This window comes from Lacisediminimonas profundi, from assembly GCF_008831265.1.
GTDB classification, from domain to species: Bacteria; Pseudomonadota; Gammaproteobacteria; order Burkholderiales; family Burkholderiaceae_D; genus Lacisediminimonas; species Lacisediminimonas profundi.
Window position 1 is genome coordinate 1 of the sequence record NZ_VTTH01000001.1, and the last position, 17,129, is coordinate 17,129.

The 17,129-nt window shown below is 61.9% G+C and carries 11 protein-coding genes and 1 pseudogene; 5 read left to right on the top strand and 7 right to left on the bottom strand.

Features of this window, described 5'->3' with window-relative positions:
* From FVE66_RS00010 to FVE66_RS00040, 7 genes and pseudogenes are all read right to left on the bottom strand, one after another.
* A pseudogene (locus tag FVE66_RS00010) lies at window positions 1-3,081 on the bottom strand (DUF2974 domain-containing protein); the annotation flags it as partial.
* Between the two features lie 40 nt (window positions 3,082-3,121).
* Window positions 3,122-4,075 (bottom strand): hypothetical protein, encoded by a 954-nt coding sequence (locus FVE66_RS00015; protein ID WP_151445349.1) that lies wholly within the window; start codon window positions 4,073-4,075, stop codon window positions 3,122-3,124.
* Window positions 4,076-4,499: 424 nt separating this feature from the next.
* The gene (locus tag FVE66_RS00020) at window positions 4,500-4,895 is read right to left on the bottom strand and encodes a GNAT family N-acetyltransferase (RefSeq protein WP_161993145.1); all 396 of its coding nucleotides are present in this window, start codon (window positions 4,893-4,895) and stop codon (window positions 4,500-4,502) included.
* Between the two features lie 156 nt (window positions 4,896-5,051).
* Complete coding sequence (locus FVE66_RS00025; protein WP_151445351.1) at window positions 5,052-5,654, bottom strand: GNAT family N-acetyltransferase; 603 nt, start codon at window positions 5,652-5,654, stop codon at window positions 5,052-5,054.
* A 209-nt stretch (window positions 5,655-5,863) separates the two neighbouring features.
* The gene (locus tag FVE66_RS00030) at window positions 5,864-8,479 is read right to left on the bottom strand and encodes a hypothetical protein (protein ID WP_151445352.1); all 2,616 of its coding nucleotides are present in this window, start codon (window positions 8,477-8,479) and stop codon (window positions 5,864-5,866) included.
* A gap of 240 nt (window positions 8,480-8,719) precedes the next feature.
* A complete protein-coding gene (locus FVE66_RS00035) occupies window positions 8,720-10,993 on the bottom strand; it encodes a peptidase domain-containing ABC transporter (RefSeq protein ID WP_241672944.1) in 2,274 nt (757 codons plus the stop codon).
* Window positions 10,994-11,253: 260 nt separating this feature from the next.
* Window positions 11,254-12,165, bottom strand: coding sequence for a LysR family transcriptional regulator (locus FVE66_RS00040; RefSeq protein ID WP_151445353.1), 912 nt, complete (start codon window positions 12,163-12,165; stop codon window positions 11,254-11,256).
* Window positions 12,166-12,490: 325 nt separating this feature from the next.
* Here FVE66_RS00040 and FVE66_RS00045 point away from each other — a divergent pair, with 325 nt between their 5' ends.
* From FVE66_RS00045 to FVE66_RS00065, 5 genes are all read left to right on the top strand, one after another.
* Entirely contained in the window at window positions 12,491-13,414 is a 924-nt protein-coding gene (locus FVE66_RS00045; RefSeq protein WP_206668692.1) for an ABC transporter substrate-binding protein, read from the top strand.
* Window positions 13,411-14,250: an ABC transporter permease gene (locus tag FVE66_RS00050; RefSeq protein WP_206668693.1), complete on the top strand. Its 840-nt coding sequence runs from the start codon at window positions 13,411-13,413 to the stop codon at window positions 14,248-14,250. Before FVE66_RS00045 ends, FVE66_RS00050 begins: the two co-directional genes overlap by 4 nt.
* 1 nt (window position 14,251) lies before the next feature.
* A complete protein-coding gene (locus FVE66_RS00055; RefSeq protein WP_151445355.1) occupies window positions 14,252-15,004 on the top strand; it encodes an ABC transporter ATP-binding protein in 753 nt (250 codons plus the stop codon).
* 102 nt (window positions 15,005-15,106) lie between these two features.
* Window positions 15,107-15,913, top strand: coding sequence for an enoyl-CoA hydratase/isomerase family protein (locus tag FVE66_RS00060; RefSeq protein WP_151445356.1), 807 nt, complete (start codon window positions 15,107-15,109; stop codon window positions 15,911-15,913).
* Window positions 15,914-15,961: 48 nt separating this feature from the next.
* The gene (locus FVE66_RS00065) at window positions 15,962-17,128 is read left to right on the top strand and encodes a thiolase family protein (protein ID WP_206668694.1); all 1,167 of its coding nucleotides are present in this window, start codon (window positions 15,962-15,964) and stop codon (window positions 17,126-17,128) included.
* Window position 17,129 lies beyond the last annotated feature (1 nt).

Below are 17,129 nucleotides of genomic sequence, written 5' to 3' on the forward strand. Positions count from 1 at the left end.
GCCGGTGACGCCATCGCGGTTCGGCTCGACTGCGGTCTTGTCGTCGATGCGGGTGACCAGCAGCGACAGATGCCCGTTCTCGCTGGCCTGGATCAGGATGCCTTCGTTGACGACGGTGACGCGCGTTCCCTCGCGGTCTGCCTCCAGATCGGGGCTGGCCAGTTGCTTGCGCTGTCCGTCGTCGGTGTAGGTGCCCATGGCGTAGTTCAGTTCGGTCACGCCAAGGGCATCCAGTCCCTGGACCTCGTCGGCATCCTGCGCGCCATCCTGGTCGCGGTCGCGCCACACTTTCAGTTCGCTCCAGACCGGATCGATTGCGCTGAGCCTGCCGTCGTAGTTCGAATCGACCCAGGCCATGCCGGCCAGTCCGCGCCGGGCCAGCGCGACGATCGCATTCGAGAACAGCTCGCGCCCGGTATCGGCGCTGCCGTTGTAGTCGCGGTCCAGCACCAGGAAGGCGTCGTCGGCTCCGATCCAGGCGGTCTGCTTCAGGTAGCCGGAGTCGTCCACATCGAAGGCGACGCCATGGGCGCGATCGGTGACGGCGATGCCATTGCCGTCAAGGTCGAGCACCACCGGCCGGAACACCTGGGTGGCGCCGGCCAGTGCGGTTGCCCACTGCGCCGCCAGCCTGCCGTCGCGCGCGGCGCGCTCTTCTTCGCCCAGGCCGGCCCTGGGATCGCCGGCATCGCTTTGCAGTCTTGCGGTCTGCACTTCCCACAACGGCGCCAGCGCGCCGCGCGACAGTGCCGAGCGCACCATGCCTTCGACCAGCGACTGGAACGACTCCGGGCTGCCGGCTTCGGCGTTGTAGGGCCGGCCGTCGGTATCGAAGCGCAGCGCGGGATGCCGTTCGCCCCCTGTGAGCGGATCGATGTCGGTGTAGCGAAATCCGGTCCTGTCATAGGCCAGGTCGGGCATGCGTTCGGGAATCAGGCCGAGCATGCTGCCCGGATTTTGAAGGCGTTCGCGCTCGATCATCGCATGCATGGTGGCCAGCGCCCGGTTCATCACGGCCGCGACCGCCTGCTGCCCGCCGGTCTCGCCGGCCGCTTCGTAACCGACGTTACCGCCGCCGCCGCTGCGGACATAGCGGCCCTTGCCCCATGGGTCGGACGTATCTTCGCCGCCGAACAATGCGTTGACCATGTTGAACACGGCGTAGGCAGTGCCGACCCACTGCATGCCGGGAATCATCGAAATGACCGCGACCGCAATCCCGGTTTCATCGCCGTGGGCGATGGCGTTGACCAGGTTCACGTAGGGCAGGCTGTCGCCGAGGGCGGTGGCGGGGCTGTCCGGTCCGAAGGCCTGCGCGACTGCGCTTGCTGTGTCCTTATCGGAGAAGCCGGCGAAGTTGGCGTAGGCGGTCACGCCGAAATTGACGGCATGCGCGCTGGCGGCAAGCGCGGCCACCGCATCGCCGCGCTTGAGGGCGTCGTTCAGGCTCAGCAGGCTGAGCATGCCGCTGGCGACGTTTGCCGCGCCCGAGAGCCTGGTGTTGGGGGAGCCGTTGAGCGTGGCCAGGTCATTGGCCAGGCGCAGGCCGGATGCGGTGACGGCGAGGGGCGCGCCGGACTGGATGGCGCGGACCAGGGAGAGGGCGTCGATCAGGGTGCCGCCGTGCTGGCCGACGGCCTGAAGCAGGGTGGTGGAGCCGATTGGGCCCGAGGACTGGCTGCGTCCGGTGAGCTGGCCTTCGGTGTCGTAATAGCTTGTTTCGACACCGGCAGAGGTGGTCGCCGTGTCGACGCGGCTGCCGTCGTCGAAAAATCGGCTGTCGATGGTGGACTGCAAAACGTGCTGCCGGTCGTACACAAGAGAGGTCACGCTGCCGTCAGGATGACGGCTGGTCACGGTCTGTGATTCCAGATTGTTGACGGCGTCGTAGTGCCGGAAACTGGCCGTGATGACCTGGCCCAAGGCATCCACCGTGTAAATTGCATCGACGCCCTTGCTGGTCCGGTTGATGAGGGTATTGCCGTCGTCATCCATCTGGATGCTGCTGACAGCGAGCACGGCGCCGCCTTTTGCGTATTCCGTCTGGACCAGGCTCATTCCCTGGCCAAGAACCTGGCGGCCGCTGCCATCTGCAAACAGGAGCAGTTCGTCGCCATTGGCGGCCACCACGCGCACGGTCCGGTCAGCCTGCTGGACAGAGACTTCCTGCCCGACCCGTCCTGCCAGGAATTCGCTGACCATTGCTTCAACCTGGTCTGCGGTGATCGATGCGCCGGTATCCGACACCTGAACCATTGCCCACTCTTCTGAAATATTCCAGGCCAGCGCGTTCGTATCACCCAGGTCGTTCGCCTGGACGACCTTTTGCAGCAACGGGGAATTCTTGCGCAGGGCTTCCAGTCCAATGATCGTGTTGATCGCGTGCAATACGGTGACTTGCATGACGGCGCTGGCGGCAGCACCGACGCCGGAGAACGATGCCAGGTACTGCAATGCCAATGATGCCGCGGCATTGTCTTCGCGAACGCCAGCGATATGGGCGTTGGTTCCGCCCACCAAGGCGGTGTAGCGACGGGCGACGAAGTCGCCGACGCCGGTATCGAGTTGGGCTTTGGGCTCTTGTGCCGCGACCCAATCCTTTGCCTGCTGCCAGCCCTGGGAATTGATCACGCGGCTGGCGCCGGGGCCGTCGAGGCTGGTGCCGCTCAGGCCGAAGAATTGGGCGTTCAGTTCTGCTTCGAATCCGCCTTGGCTGTGGCCGGTCAGGTCGAGAAGCTTGCTGGCGAGGGAAAACGGAAGCCCCGTTTTTTCCTGAATTTGTTTGATTGCATAGTAGGTGAACCTTACCGACTCGGTCATCTCGGCGCTCCAGGCACCTGTGACGATGGCCTCGTTCATTTCGACATCGCCCGGTTTGAAGAAGTCGACTGTTCCGCGATAGGAAATCTTGTACGACCCGTCTGGCCCTTGGTAGAGCTGGGCAGAAAAGTTGGAATTGGAAGGCAGTGTATAGCGGGCTACCTTGACTCGGCTCCATCCAGCAACACCACCTGCGTCGACGTTGCTGTAGTTGTAGCTGTCCCTGCTGAGCTGTGCATCGAGTACTAGGTCTTTGGCCATCTTGCTGCTCCCTTAGTCGTTTCTATGTGTTCCGCAAGTTCTATCGCTGCTGCACAGAATTGATGAATTCGGTCCAACTGCTACCGCCTGCCTTCATCGCGGCCTGCCGAACCTGTTGACCGAATCGTTGAGGTAGGTGAATGACGTGCGCATAGTCGGTCCGAAGATCCTTCTTGTTGTCATCTCGGGAGTCCTTCTTCTTATCCATCACGATCAGGTACTGTCCTTGCAGACTCCCCTGTGGAATCGTGGCGGCTTTGTATTGATCCATTTCGAATCCGAGGTAAGTGCCTAATTGCTGCTCGAGAATCAGAATGTCGATTCCCTCCACCCAATTCGCCCTGAAGCCGACCTCCCACATCGGGGCGACCGGCCAGCGACCCTTGCCTTCATGCGCGTAGATCAAGCCAAAGCGATGACCAGGGTCCGGGTAGGAATAGGGGTTTCCGAACCTGGGTAGCTCGCCGGGTGGAATCTGATATTTCCCTTTCGGATACAAGACATGCTTGGCCTGTGCCAGGGGCCTGTTGTCCGCGATATGCCACGTACTGGTGGTCCGAGCTCGTTCAAAAAAAGTCACCTGAGGATTTGCCGCAGGCAAGTTCAGGCTCTGAGATAGATATATTTCGAATCGGGCAGTGCTGTTTTCCATGCAGTGCGGTTTGCCCGCGTCGTCCACGCTGCAAGCGTCGTTGTCGGCACCATCGACCATGCGAAAGGCAATGGCCTCCGCACCCTTGAGTTCGTCGCTGACCATCTTCTCTGACATGCAGTATCGTTTGGCAAAGGCTGGCGTCACTACCCAAAGGTATTTATCCAAGGTGTAGTTGCGACGGCCTTCCCGCGGCCCTGTGTAGTAACCGCCTTCGCAACTTCTCCATTCCTTTTCACGGGCTTTGCTGCTCTGGGCGTGTGCGGGGAGGAGGGCGGTTGCCGCGAGCGCCGCCGCTGCAGCAAGCGATGCCAGAATTCGGGGTAGGGAACATATGTTCATGCGGTCTGTGTCAGCGTCATCCGGAAGCTTGGACCTCCGGGATAAAGGAGTGAAAAAGGCAATGGGAATTTAGGCGAGACCGGCGGCTGCTGGAAGGAATGTTTTTTGCGAAAAGTCGGGACGTCCGATCAGTGAGCGTGTGACTCGATTGCCGGATTCATTTACTACAAAATGCAGGGGGCAGGTCTTGCTTGTACACCGCCGAACAGTTGGGCGGGAACGCTCAAGACCTGACCCCCTAACGATAAAGCCCGCCGGACTTTCGTCCGGCGGGCTCACGTCATCAGGCGATCAGTCGCCGTACTCCGTTTCCCAGCGATTTCTCGGTTGCCGCTGCTGGGGCTGGGGCTTGGGCTTGGTGTAGAGGCTGTAATTTCCTCCCACGGCATTGAAGCCGATCCGGGTCAGGAAGCGGTGCGTGCGCTCAACCTGCAAGCCGCTGTTGATGCCGACGCAGCATTTCGAATGCTGACCGGTTTTCGCCCCACCTGCGGAAGGTGCTGAGCAGCTTGAATCCGGCGCCGCTCATCCGCTTTTCGGGGAACACGTAGTACATCATGATGCTGGCAACCGGCAGGTCGGAAAAGATGTGCCGCTCAATCACCCCCAGCAATATGCCTGCGACCGACCCCAGGCGATCTTCGGCGATCAGTACGCAATGCGTTCCCGCACTTTGCCCGATGTTGATGATGGTCTCCATGCTTTTGACCACCCGCTGCTCGTTGTAGTCAAAGGCGGAAAACCGTGTCTCTGCGTGAATGCGGCGGCCGAGTTCGCTGATCGTCGCCACGTCGTCGGCGCTTGCGCAGCGGACTAGCATGATGTTGCGCGCCATGGCCGAGCGGGGTCGGCGGGGCGGGTGGGTTGAGGTTCCGGTTTCACTGGCATGTTGTCGCTCCGTCGGTTGATCTGATTGTGTGGGGAGAAGTCGCCCCGATGCCGGATACGGATTGCAGGCCGGCGTGGAGCACGTCGGTCAATCATCCCAGGGCTGTCTCCATGGCGGTCGTACGCTCTTGGCCGGCACGCTGTAGTTTCCGCCCGTGGGTTCGAATCCGATCCGGGTCAGGAACCGGTGCGTGTTCATTACATAAGCAGCGCTGTTGATGCCGACGCAAATTTCAAACGCGGATCGGCACTCTCCCCACTTTCGGAAGGCGGCAAGCAGCTTGCGCCCTGTGCCCCTCATCCGCCTTTCGGGGAACACGTAGTAGACGATGACCTTGGCCACGGTCTGCTCGGAAAAGAGTGGACGCTCCAGTGCGCCGATCAGGATGCCGGATACTTCCCGCTGCTCGTCTTCGGCAAGGAATGCGCAATGCATTGCGCTGTCGCCGTGGCTGCTGTCCACGATCGTGTTGAGGCTGGCGGCGACCCGTTCCATGTCGTAGTCATAGGCGCGGAAGCGGGTTTCGGCGTGGATCCGGCGGCCAAGCCGGGTGAGCGCCTGTACATCGGCGGCGGTCGCGCAGCGAATGTTCACGAGCGGGCGCCCCGTCGCGCCATTGGCTTCATTGTGGTCATGCATCAGGGCGCCAGCACTGGGGATCCTGCTCATGCCGTCCGGTTCATTATTCATCTTGTCGCTCCATCGGTTGTGTTCAGCAAGGCCCTTGGCGCCCAAGCGGCGCGAACGGGGTGGAAACGAAGGTGCCAACAAAAATTTAGGGGAAGCAGTCCGCAATTCGAAGGAATGTTGGGATAGGTAGATGCAGTGTCGATGGATGGTTCGGAGATCGGCGGCATGCGTCGATTGCCGGAATCCATTCTGAAGAAAATTGCTCATGTTCAATATGGCCCGAAGGGATCGCGATGGTGGCGCTTGAAATCCGGACTATCGGGCTCGATTTCCTGCCGCCCTTGCAGCTTGCGGCTGGCATCGTAAGTCAGCCGCAACAGGCTTCCGTCCGAGGTGCTCACCCATTCGACCCAGGCGCCGTCCGCACCTGGCTCGATGTTGGCGCGACTTGTGATCTGCCCATCCTGGTCGGTGTTCACCCGCATGATCCGGCCATCCCGGTACTGTATGGTCTCGCTCGTCGAACCGTCCTCATGGACGACTTTCTCGCCCTGTCCGAGCAGTACGGCCTTGCTGTCGAATACGTTCACCGCGGCTGGCTCGTCCGGCGAATCGATGGTCACGGTCCGTTCGATCAGCTTGCCGTCCTTGTCCATGATCAGGCGCACCGTGGTCTGGCTCTTGTAGTACCGTGTCGTCCTGGTAATGCCGGATGCGACCGGGGCTGTCTCGATCCGTGCCACCGGCGACCCCTGTGCATTGGCCACGGTCTGGACCGTGCGCCCATCAGCATGTTGCGTCGTCTCGACCCGGCAGTTGTCGACCGGGGATGTCTCCAGCACCGACTGGTAAACAAGGAGACCAGCCTGGTCGAACACTGTCGTGGTGCGGTCGCCGCTGGTACTTCCGCGGACTTCCGTGCGTTGCAAGGGCCGGTTGTCGACGTCCAGAATGGTGATGGTCTGGTCGCCGTTGGCGTGCGTGACGGTGCGGATCAGGATGGGAGCGCCCTCGGCGTTGCGCGAGGTCCGGGTGCTGATCTTGCGCGGTGCTCCCGTGCCGGACGGGCTGGATGTGGCGGCAGTCGGGCTGGAAGCGGCGTGCTGCCGTGCTGCCCGGTACTGCTCGCTGGCCGGTGTTCGCTTGTCGGCGCCGTTCAGCAGGCGATCGGTGGTGGCCTGGATCAACTGGCGCAGGCGTGCGTCCGGAAAACTGGGGCTGGCGTCGGCCCCGATCAGGGCGGTCGTGCCTGCCCACTGTGGCGGGCGGTACTCGTCAGCAATGAAGGCCACGGGGCTGTTGCGCATCAGCGCAAAGCGCAGCGCTTCGCCGGTCGGATCGTTGCGGGCGGCTTCGCGCAGGATGGTTTCTTCGTTCATGTCGATCAGCGGGATCACGTGGCCGTTGGTAAAGCGTGAAAGCTTTCGTTGCAGCGACATGGCGTCACGGTGGAACTGGCCCTTGTTATCGTACCGGGCGAAGTCGTTGAGGCTTTCGGTGCATGGAGTCGGCGCCGACAGGGTGTCCCCGGCGACGGCATCGCGCAGATAGTCGATCATGTCGGACAGGACGTCCCCTCCAGCGCCTGGCGCTCCGGCTTCGCCGATCCGGTCGGCGTGGCTCGAGCCCGCGACCTGCATGATCCGTCCAATGGTTTCTATCGTAAGGGCAGGATCGGCCTTCTTGTAGGCGATCAGTATTTCGACGCTTTTTGCGCCGAGCGAGTAGCAATGCTTGTTGCCGTAATCGATCTTCAGTCCGCCAATCCTGAAGCCGGGTTGCCATTCGATCGGGATGCAGACGCGCTGGCTTGGCTGATATCCGAGCGCCGCCAGCCAGAAGCCATCAGGCTCGTCGCCTGCCATCTGGATGACTGACAACACCGACGGATCGTGATAGGTGCGGGGACTGTTCGATCCGGCCGGCCGTGGCGGCAAGTCGATGCCATACCAGCTCCTGATGAAAGCAGCTGCGAAGCGGTCGCGGCAACTGCCATAGACGCTGTCGGCCGGGCCGATCGGCGGCGCGTCCCGCGCTGCATTGAAGTGCTGTATCAGTTCGCCGTCATCCGGGAAAATTGCCAGCTTTGGCGTGGCCAGCGCGGGCGCGGCTTTCAGGTCGCGGTAGACCTGCAGGATCTCGCGATAGGTCTCCGTCTCACCGAGGTTGGTGCCAGCCAAATAGAAACTTTCATGCCAGTGCGGCATCCCCAGGCCGGTCGGGTTGACCAGGATATGTGCTTCGGGCGCTTCCGAGAACCGCTCGGGATTCATCTTCTTCAGCGTCAGCGCCACGTTGCCTGCCATCGAGCCGGCAACCAGGGCCAGCCTGCTCCCGGGCGGGATGATGCCCGTCTCGAAAGCATGGTCCAGCATATCTTGTGCGCTTTCGATCTGGCCATAGGCGGCGCCATTGCGCACCAGGTGCGCCAGGTCGGCGCCGTCGGGATCCTGATCGTGGCCGCTATCCGACATGGTCGGTGTGAGTTCGGGATCGCGAATGACAACGATGATCTCGCCCGAGTCCTTTGAATTCAGGATGCTTGCGCAGAAGCCGGTCCGGGGGTCGGTCGGCATGTGCAGCAGGAGCGAATGTCCATTGGCGATTTCGCGTGCGACCTGGCCGGGCAGTGCCGAACTGCCGTGACGTCGTGGATCTTCCTGTGGCAACTCGGCGCCATTGTGGGATTCGCGGTAGGCCTTCAAGTGCACGGCCAATGCCGCATCGCTCAGGTTTCCCCGCTGGAGTCGCGCCACGAACTGTTTCTTTCGCTCGTTGTCGTCAACAATGTCGGCAATCCCGTCGAGGTACGAGCGAGCGACGCTCATCAAGCGGTAGGCGCGCTTGATTCTTTCCAGCTGGGACAAGGACAAATCGCCATCCATGAAGTTCTCCGTCTATCACGATTCAGGCTTGATGCGAAAAAGCCCTCGGCCCTTGCGGGGATGGAGAGGGCTCGCAGGAATGTAAGGAACGCGACGGGTGAGTACGAGCAATGTTGGGAATCGGGCCGAATGCGGGAAGGGATGGTGCGATGAACGGGAAATTCTTCCGATTGTCGTGATATTTCCGGGATGCGGCTGGCGGTATTCGAACGCCGATCCCGGATTGCGCGCTGATTTGGCTCAGTCGGTGGTGCCGGCGCCAAGGCCAAGGCCAAGGCCAGTGCCAAGGCCAGTGCCATCACCAGGGCCAGGCCCGGAAAGACAGACCACCTGATCCACGATCAGCCTGGGTGGCAGGGCGTGTGCGATGAACAGCATCGACACCTTTCCCCGCAGTCCGTTGATGGTGTCCGCCAGGAGCGCTGCGGTATCCTCGTCAAGCGCGCTGCTGGCTTCGTCGAAGATGAGTACTTTTGGCCTCTTGAGCAGGGCCCGTGCAATGGCAAGACGTTGCCGCTGTCCGCCCGACAATCCGATGCCGCGCTCGCCGATGCGCGTCTGGTAGCCGTCCGGCAGCGTGGCTATGGTGTCGTGAATGCCGGCCAGCTTGCAGGTGGCGATGATCTCGTCGAATGGGGCATGTGGCTGCGCCGCCAGCAGGTTGTCTGCGATCGATCCGGAAAACAGTACGGTTTCCTGCGGCACCACGCCGAAGTGCTGACGCAGCTCGTTGGTGGTCAGGTTTCCGATATCGATGCCGTCGATCAGGATCCGGCCATCGCTGGGCCGGTAAAAGCCCTGCAGCAATTTGGCCAGTGTGCTCTTGCCCGAGCCGGATGCCCCCATGACAGCCAGCACGGCGCCGGGCGGCAGCGTGAGCTGGAAATCCCGGTACAGCCAGGGATGCCTTTCGTCATGGCGGAACGCCAGGCCCTCCACCCGGACCAGGCCGGCGCCAGCAGCGCTGCGCGTTGTCGAGATTGCGTAGGGTTCGCTGCGCGCTTCCATCACGTCGCCCAGCCGCCGCACCGAAAGCGCTGCCTGCTGGAACTGCTGCCACAGGCCGACCAGGCGCATCACGGGCTGGCTCAATTTGCCTGCGAACACCTGGAACGCAACCAGCATGCCGATCGTGAACTCGGTGGTGCTCATGACCAGCCAGGCGCCCATCAGCAGGATCAGCAGGCCCAGTGCCTGTTCGAGGGTGCCGGCGAGTGTGTTGTAGGTGTTGCCAAGCTGGCGCATGCTGAAGCTGGCGTGCATGTACTCGGCAAGGTAGTCCGAGAAGCGCGCGCGCAGCACGGGCTCCATCTGCAGGCTCTTGACCGTCTCGATGCCTGCAATGTATTCCGTCATGAACGCCTGGTTGCGCGCGCCGAGCATGAACTGGCGGTTGAGCCGGACCTGGAACAGCGGTGCGACCACGACGCTGAGCGCAACGATCAGCACAATCACTGCAAGCACCACCAGGGTCAGCTTGACGCTGTACCAGAACATGATTCCGACAAAAATCAGCAGGAAGGGCAGGTCAAGAACCAGCGTTACTGCCGCGGTCGCAATGAATTCGCGAATCACTTCCACCCCGTGCAGCCTGGCGGAGATCACCCCGGTCTGGCGGCATTCGAACCAGGCAACTGGCAGCCGGAGCAGATGCTCGAACACGGCGTCGCCCAGTACTGCATCGACCCGGTTGCCGGTATGCAGCACGAGGTACTGGCGGATCCAGCCAAGCAGCGCGGAGAACAATGTGAATGCTGTCATGCCGACCGCAATGGCGGCCAGCGTGCTTTCGGTCCGGTGCACGACGACCTTGTCGATCACGGCCTGGGTGAATAGCGGGGTGCCAAGCGCCAGCAACTGGATGAAGAGCGATGCCAGCAGCACATCGCGCCACACGCTGCGGTGCTTCAGCAGCGCCGGCAGGAACCAGCGGAATCCGAATTTATCCTGGCGCTCGTGCTGGTCCGGGTCGAGCACTGGCTCGGGCTGCTTTTCGAGCAAGAAGGCGATGCCCAGGTAGCGCTCGGCGAATTCGCCGGTGGTCAGGTCCTGTGGGCTTGTCGAGCTGTCGGAGAATAACTGCAGGCCTTCATCCGATACGCCAGCAACGAGTGCAAGGCTGGCTGGTTCGGGGCTGGCGTCGATCGCGTGCTGGCCGCCGCATGCCGGCACGGATCGTGCGCCGGACGATACCAGCGCCAGGAGGGTGGTGGAAATCCCGCCTAGCTGGTGCACGGTCAACTCCTGCTGGCAGATGCGAAAGCCGAGCGCGCGGGCAGCGCGCATCAGGGTCTCATTCGTGGTGGGTGGTGGAAACTGCTGGCGCAGCAGATCGGGATCGAACGGCTTCTGGTGCGCCGTGCAGATGAATCCCAGCACCCGGCTCATTGCAGAAAAATCGATGGCAAAGGGATGGCCGGCGATGTTGCTTGCAGCCGTTTCGCGCGCGCGGACTCGCCGAAGGAAGCCCGGGAACATCAGCGCTTGCATCCGGCTGCGATGGTCGCGCTGCATGTGCGCGACCGTGGACAGCACAGGATAAAAATCAGAGAGTTATGCACGGGTGGTGGTCGACTGTTTTAGCAGGGCCTGATTGAAGCGCCAGACCTTGATGCAAGTCAAACACGAAAACAGATGTGAGGAATGTTGTTGCGCGCCCGCGCCGACTTGTCGTTCTTGTCGGTCGTTATTCGCCCGCTCTTTTCGGCGGTGGTGTTGATGGGCTAACAATCCTTGCCCATCACGGGTGAAGTTGGCTCAGCCGCGCGGCGCGCTTACGCGGAATCCGCCGACAGGCGATCGGTCAGGAAATCAAGAAACGCCCGCACCTTGTTCGAGATTCCCTTGCGGCTCAACATCAATGCGCTGGCCTGCACCGGCGCGCTTTCCCAGTTGGTCAGTACCCGCACCAGGCGGTTGGTCTTGACGTCGTTCTTGCACATCACGTTCGGCAGCACCGCAAGGCCGATGCCGCTGACGGCAAGTTCGCGCGCGACGCCGATATTGTTGACCACGATCCGGCCTTCCACGGCGACCAGCCGGTGCCGGTCGCTGTTGCCGCGGTTGATCATGCTCCAGACGCCATCCTGGCGCTGCTGGTCGGTGATGATGCAGTCGTGCTTCTGGAAGTCCTCAATGCTTTCCGGCGCGCCGCGCGCAGCCAGATAGGCCGGGTTGGCGTACACCCCGCGCGTGATCGTCGCCAGTGGCCGGTAGATCAGGCCCGATTCTCGCAATCGGCCCAAGTGGATCGTCACGTCATAGGGGTCGTCGCGCGGCGTTACGAAGCGGTGGTTGACATCGACTTCGAGATGGATCTCCGGATAGCGCAGGGAAAAATCGGCGATTGCGCGCGACAGCCACGAGATGCCGAAGTCGATCGGAATGCTGATGCGCAGCGTGCCGCGCAACTCTTCCTGCATCTCGGCCGCGTCAATGCCGGCGCTCTCGACTTCCGTCACCAGCCGTCGGCAATGCTCGAAAAGGGTGGCGCCGAGCTCGGTGGTTGTCAGCCGCCGGTGTCCCTTGCGCAGCAACACGCCGCCGATCTTTTCCTCGAGCAAGGTCAGTTTTCGGCTGATGGTGGATTTCGGCACGCGCAGTTGCTCCGACGCGCGCGTGATCGATTTTGCGTTCACCACCTCGTAGAACAGCACCAGGCTGTTCAGGTCGAGCCTTTCGTTCAAGCTTCCTCCTCCTGTCCCATCCACCGGAAAAGCTGGCGATGGCGTCATGACGCGGTGCGGAAAACCAGGCTTCGTTCCAAATATGGAACGCAAACTTCCAGTTTCGATTCTATCCGAACGGAGATCCTTTCGATAGGATCGTGCCGGTAGTCAAAAGAACTACGTCAACAAGCGGCCAGGCGCGAAGCACGGGCAGCGCGTCGAGGACGGATAAAAACATTGCCTATCCGGGCATAGGAGACAGTCAATGCACGACGTTCAAAGGAGGCGGCTCCTGAAAGCCGCGGCTGCGCACGGTTTGACCCTTGGTGTGGCCGGCACGACGATGAGCATGTCAAGCCTGGCGATGGCCCAGACGAGCAGCCTGAAATGGGCCAATCTCACTCCCGGCTTCACCATACTGATTTCCGAATATGTGATGGCCAAGGGGATCGACAAGCAGTTCGGCCTCGACCTCGGCAAGCCGACTTCGTACACCGCGGTCAGTACCTACTACAACGATTTCGTCGCCGGCAACTTCGATGTCTGCATTGGCAGCTGGGATACCTTTGCCGCCCGCTACCTGACCGGCGTGCCGATGCAGCTGGTGTGCGGCATTACCACCGGCAACATGATCAACATCGTGGTCCCCAAGGATGGCGCCAGGTCGATCAAGGAACTCGAGGGCAAGGTGTTCGCCGCGCCGCAGTCGACCGGCACCTACCGCATGACCCGCGCGATCATCAAGGAACTGCAGGGCATTGACATCGAATCCTCGATGAAGGTGCAGAACGTCGACAACCCCGCCGCCTCGGTCACGCTGGTCATGGCCAATCGTGCAGATGCCGCCTTGTCGTGGGAGCCGAACATCAGTTCCGGCCTGAAACGCGTGCCCGACATGCGGGTGCTGTACAACGCCGGCGAAGAGTACAAGAAGAAGACCAATCTTGACCTGCCATTCTTCGGCGTCGCACTGAAGAAGGACTTGATCGCCAAGGATCCGTCAGTGGTCAAGCGAGTCGACCAGATGTTCAAGGAAATCATCCGCGGCATCACCGCCAACGTCGATGAGGCCGTCAAGATCGGCGGCACCAAGTCGGGCATTCCCTCCGATGTGCTGGCCACGGCAATCTCGTCGGGCCGGCTGCAATTCAAGCACATCTCCATGAGCGAGGAGATCGGACGCAAGAGCGTTCGAACCGCGTCGGAATTCCTGGCACGCAACAAGGCCTTGCCACGCCCGGTGGATGACGGTTTCTTCGCCTCATGAACGTGAAACCAACCCAGGTCGGGGTGGCGCCCGTTGATGCGCCGGCGGCGCTCCCCGCCTCCGCCAAGGTGGAGGCGCGAGCCAACCGCGGGCGCGACCTGAAGGCATCGATTGTAGTCGGCTTGCTGCTGGTGATTGCGATGGAGGTGGCCAGCCGCTTCGTGCCCGACTATGTCATGCCGTCACCGGTGATCGTCGCCGCGTCCTTGCAGGAACTGCTCACCAAGGACCTGATGCACATCCTGATCACCTTGGGCCGCTTGTTGGTCGCCATCGTGTTTTCGATGGCGGTCGGGGTGGCCATCGGCCTGATCATGGGGGTTTCCGAGCGTTTCGGGCACTACCTGAGAGCACTGGTGATCATCGACACCGGCATTCCGGCGCTGTCCTGGATGCTGGTCGCGGTGTTCTGGTTCAAGGAACCGGAGACCCGGATCTTCTTCATTCTGACCGTGATCCTGCTGCCGTTCTACGCGCTGAACGTGTACGAGGGCATGCGCGCCATTCCGCGTGACTGGGTCGACATGATGGAGAGCTTCCGGCCATCGCGCTTGCAGATGATGCGTTACCTGATCGTGCCGCACATCGTGCCGTACATCTTCCTGACCACGAAGTCCGTCATCGGCTACGCGATCCGTATGGTGATCTTCGCCGAGCTGGTTGCGTCGGCGGTCGGCATCGGCTCGCGAATGAGCTTGTCGCAGTCAATGTTCCGCATTGACCAGGTGCTGGCATGGACGTTCCTGCTGGTCGTGTTGAACCTCGTCATCCAGTGGCTGGCCGCCATTTCCGAGCGCCGCCTGCTGAAATGGCGTACTGACGTGAAGGTGCGCTGACATGGGCGAAACAGCATTGCTTGAACTGGATAATGTCACCAAGCGCTTTGGCAGCCACATCGCTGTCGATCGCCTGACGATGTCGGTGCACCAGGGAGAAATCGTTGCGCTGCTCGGCCGCACCGGCGCCGGGAAAAGTACCGTAATGGGGCTGCTGATGGGCTCGATCGGCTGCGACGAGGGCGGTGTCCGGGTGGCCGGCAAGGATCCGTCGCGCGACTTCCAGGCCTTGCGCGGCAAGATGTCGGTCAGCTTCCAGACCGATCGCTTGCTGCCGTGGCGAACTGCGCTCGAGAACGTCGAGCTGGGCATGCAGATCCTTGATTTTCCGAAGGACCAGATCCGCCCCAAGGCGCGTGAATGGCTGCGTCGCGTCAACTTGCACGGCGCCGAGGACAAGTACGTGCATGAACTGTCGGGCGGCATGCGGCAACGGGTGTCGCTGGCGCGCGCGCTGGCGGTCGATCCCGAGTTGCTGTTGCTCGATGAATCGTTCAGCCAGCTCGATCACGTGACCTCGCAGGTTTTGCGTCGCGACTTCGCGCAGATCGTGCGCGAATATCACAAGACCTGTGTATTCGTCACGCACCGCATCGACGACGCACTGGAAATGGCAGACCGGATCTTCGTGCTGGCGGCGCCGGCCAGCGTGCGCCTTGAGCTTCGGCTCTCGGCGGCAGATCGCGCCGATCCGGCCCGCATGACGCAGATCCACGACCAGATCGCGGCCGCCATCGGCGGACCGGACGAGTAGCGCAGGAAACTGACCAAACGTAGTACCGGTAAATCAATGCGGCCTGAGGGCTGCAGGGGCGAGTTCACGCCTCGAATTCGACATCAACGAGAAAGGACCATCATGGAATTCAAGGACGAATACAAGGACATCATCGTCGAGCGGGTAGAGGGCTGGGTGGAGATCACCATCAACCGTCCGGAGAAGCTCAACTCGCTACGCGATACCACGGCGGAAGAGATCATGGCCGTCATGTCGGAGGTCGAAGGCGACCGCGACGTGCGCGCGGTGATCCTGAAGGGTAACGACAAGGCGTTCTGCACCGGCATCGACACCAGCGAGTTCACGATCAAGCCGAATGAATACTTCGACTTCTATCGCAAGCGCAAGCGCACCCGCAAGGTCAACGTGCTGTTTCGCGAGGTCGGCAATTTCACCAAGCCGGTGATCACGGCGGTGGAAGGCTTTGCGCTGGGTGGCGGACTGGAGCTGGCACTGGTGGGCGACATCATCATCGCCGGCGCCAATGCCAAGTTCGGCCTGCCGGAAATCCGGCTCGGCATGATGCCTGGCGGCGGCGGTACCCAGACCCTGACGCGCCGCATCGGCCCCTCGCTGACCAAGGAGCTGATCTGGACCGGACGCCGCTTCACGCCGGAAGAGGCGAAGGAATACCGGCTGGTCAACCACGTCGTACCCGCTGGCGAAGCGATCACCAAGGCCCGTGAAATCGCCCGTTCCATCGCCGGCAATGCGCCGCTGCCGGTCATGATGACCAAGAGCGTGATCGACCACGGCATGGACATGTCGCTGGCCGACGGCATGACGGCCGAGGCGGATGTCTCCTTCATGCTGTATTTCAGCGAGGACCGCAACGAGGGGTTGACTGCGTTCAAGGAAAAGCGTCCGCCGTCGTTCAAAGGTGAATAGCGAGCAAGTCCCGGCCAGCCCCAGCCCCGGCCCAACCAGAGGATGAACATGAAGAAAAGAGATATCGTCATTGCCGGCTATTCGGAAACGAAGATTGATTTCAAGACCGGGCGCAGCGCCTATGACCTGGCGGGCGAGGCGCTGTCGATGCTGCTGGAAAGCACCGGCATCCAGAAGGATGTGATCGACGGCTTGTCGGTCACGACCGCGCTGTCGGAAGCGTCCAACCCGTTCTTTGCGGTGTACATGACCGATGCGCTGGGCCTGACGCCGAGCTGGCTGAACTACGGCGGCATCGGCGGCTGTTCCGCCACCGGCGGCGTGGCGCGCGCCATGTCGGCCATCCGCGATGGCATGTGCGAAGTTGCCGTCGTGATCTCGGCGGATGCGCCGAGCACCGACTGGCGTTCCAACTACGGCGCCTACCGCGGCGAGTTCCAGGATCCGCAGGGGGTGCAGGGACCGCCGGCAACCTTCGGCCTGCTGATGAGCCGCTACATCCATCAGTACGGACTGAAGCCGGAGGCGCTGGGCAAGATCGCCATCACCCAGCGCGAGCACGCGCTACACAACGAAAACGGCTACCAGAAATTGAGGAAACCGTTGACGATGGATGACTACCTGGCTTCGCGCGTGGTCTCCGATCCCTTGCGCATGCTCGACAGCGTGATGTTCTGCGACGGCGCGAATGCCTTCCTGGTCACCACCGAAAAAATGGCCGAGAAGCTGGGCATCAAGAAGGTGGTCTATCCGGTTGCGTATGCCGAGGTCACCAATTTCAACGGCAACCAGTCCTGCCCTGACATCACCGAATCCGGCTTCACAAAAATCGGGCCGGCGGTGCTGGAGAAGGCCGGGATGAAGCCGGGCGACGTGCGCATGTTCCAGCCGTATGACGATTTCACCATCGCCGTGATGATGAAGTTCGAGGCGTTCGGATTCTGCAAGCGCGGCGAAGGCTCCGACTTCACGCTCCGGACCGATCTCTCCTTCAAGGGCGAGCTGCCGCTCAACACCGGCGGAGGGCAGATATCGGCCGGCCAGCCCGGGCTGGCCAGCGGCGGCCTCAACCTGGCCGAGGCGGTACGCCAGATGTTCGGCGAGGGCGGCACCCGGCAGGTGGAAGATCCGCGCAATGCTGTCGTTACCGGCATCGGCGTGATTCCCTACGCAAGAAACTGGGGCGTGAGCTCCGCAATGGTTCTGGAGGCTTGAA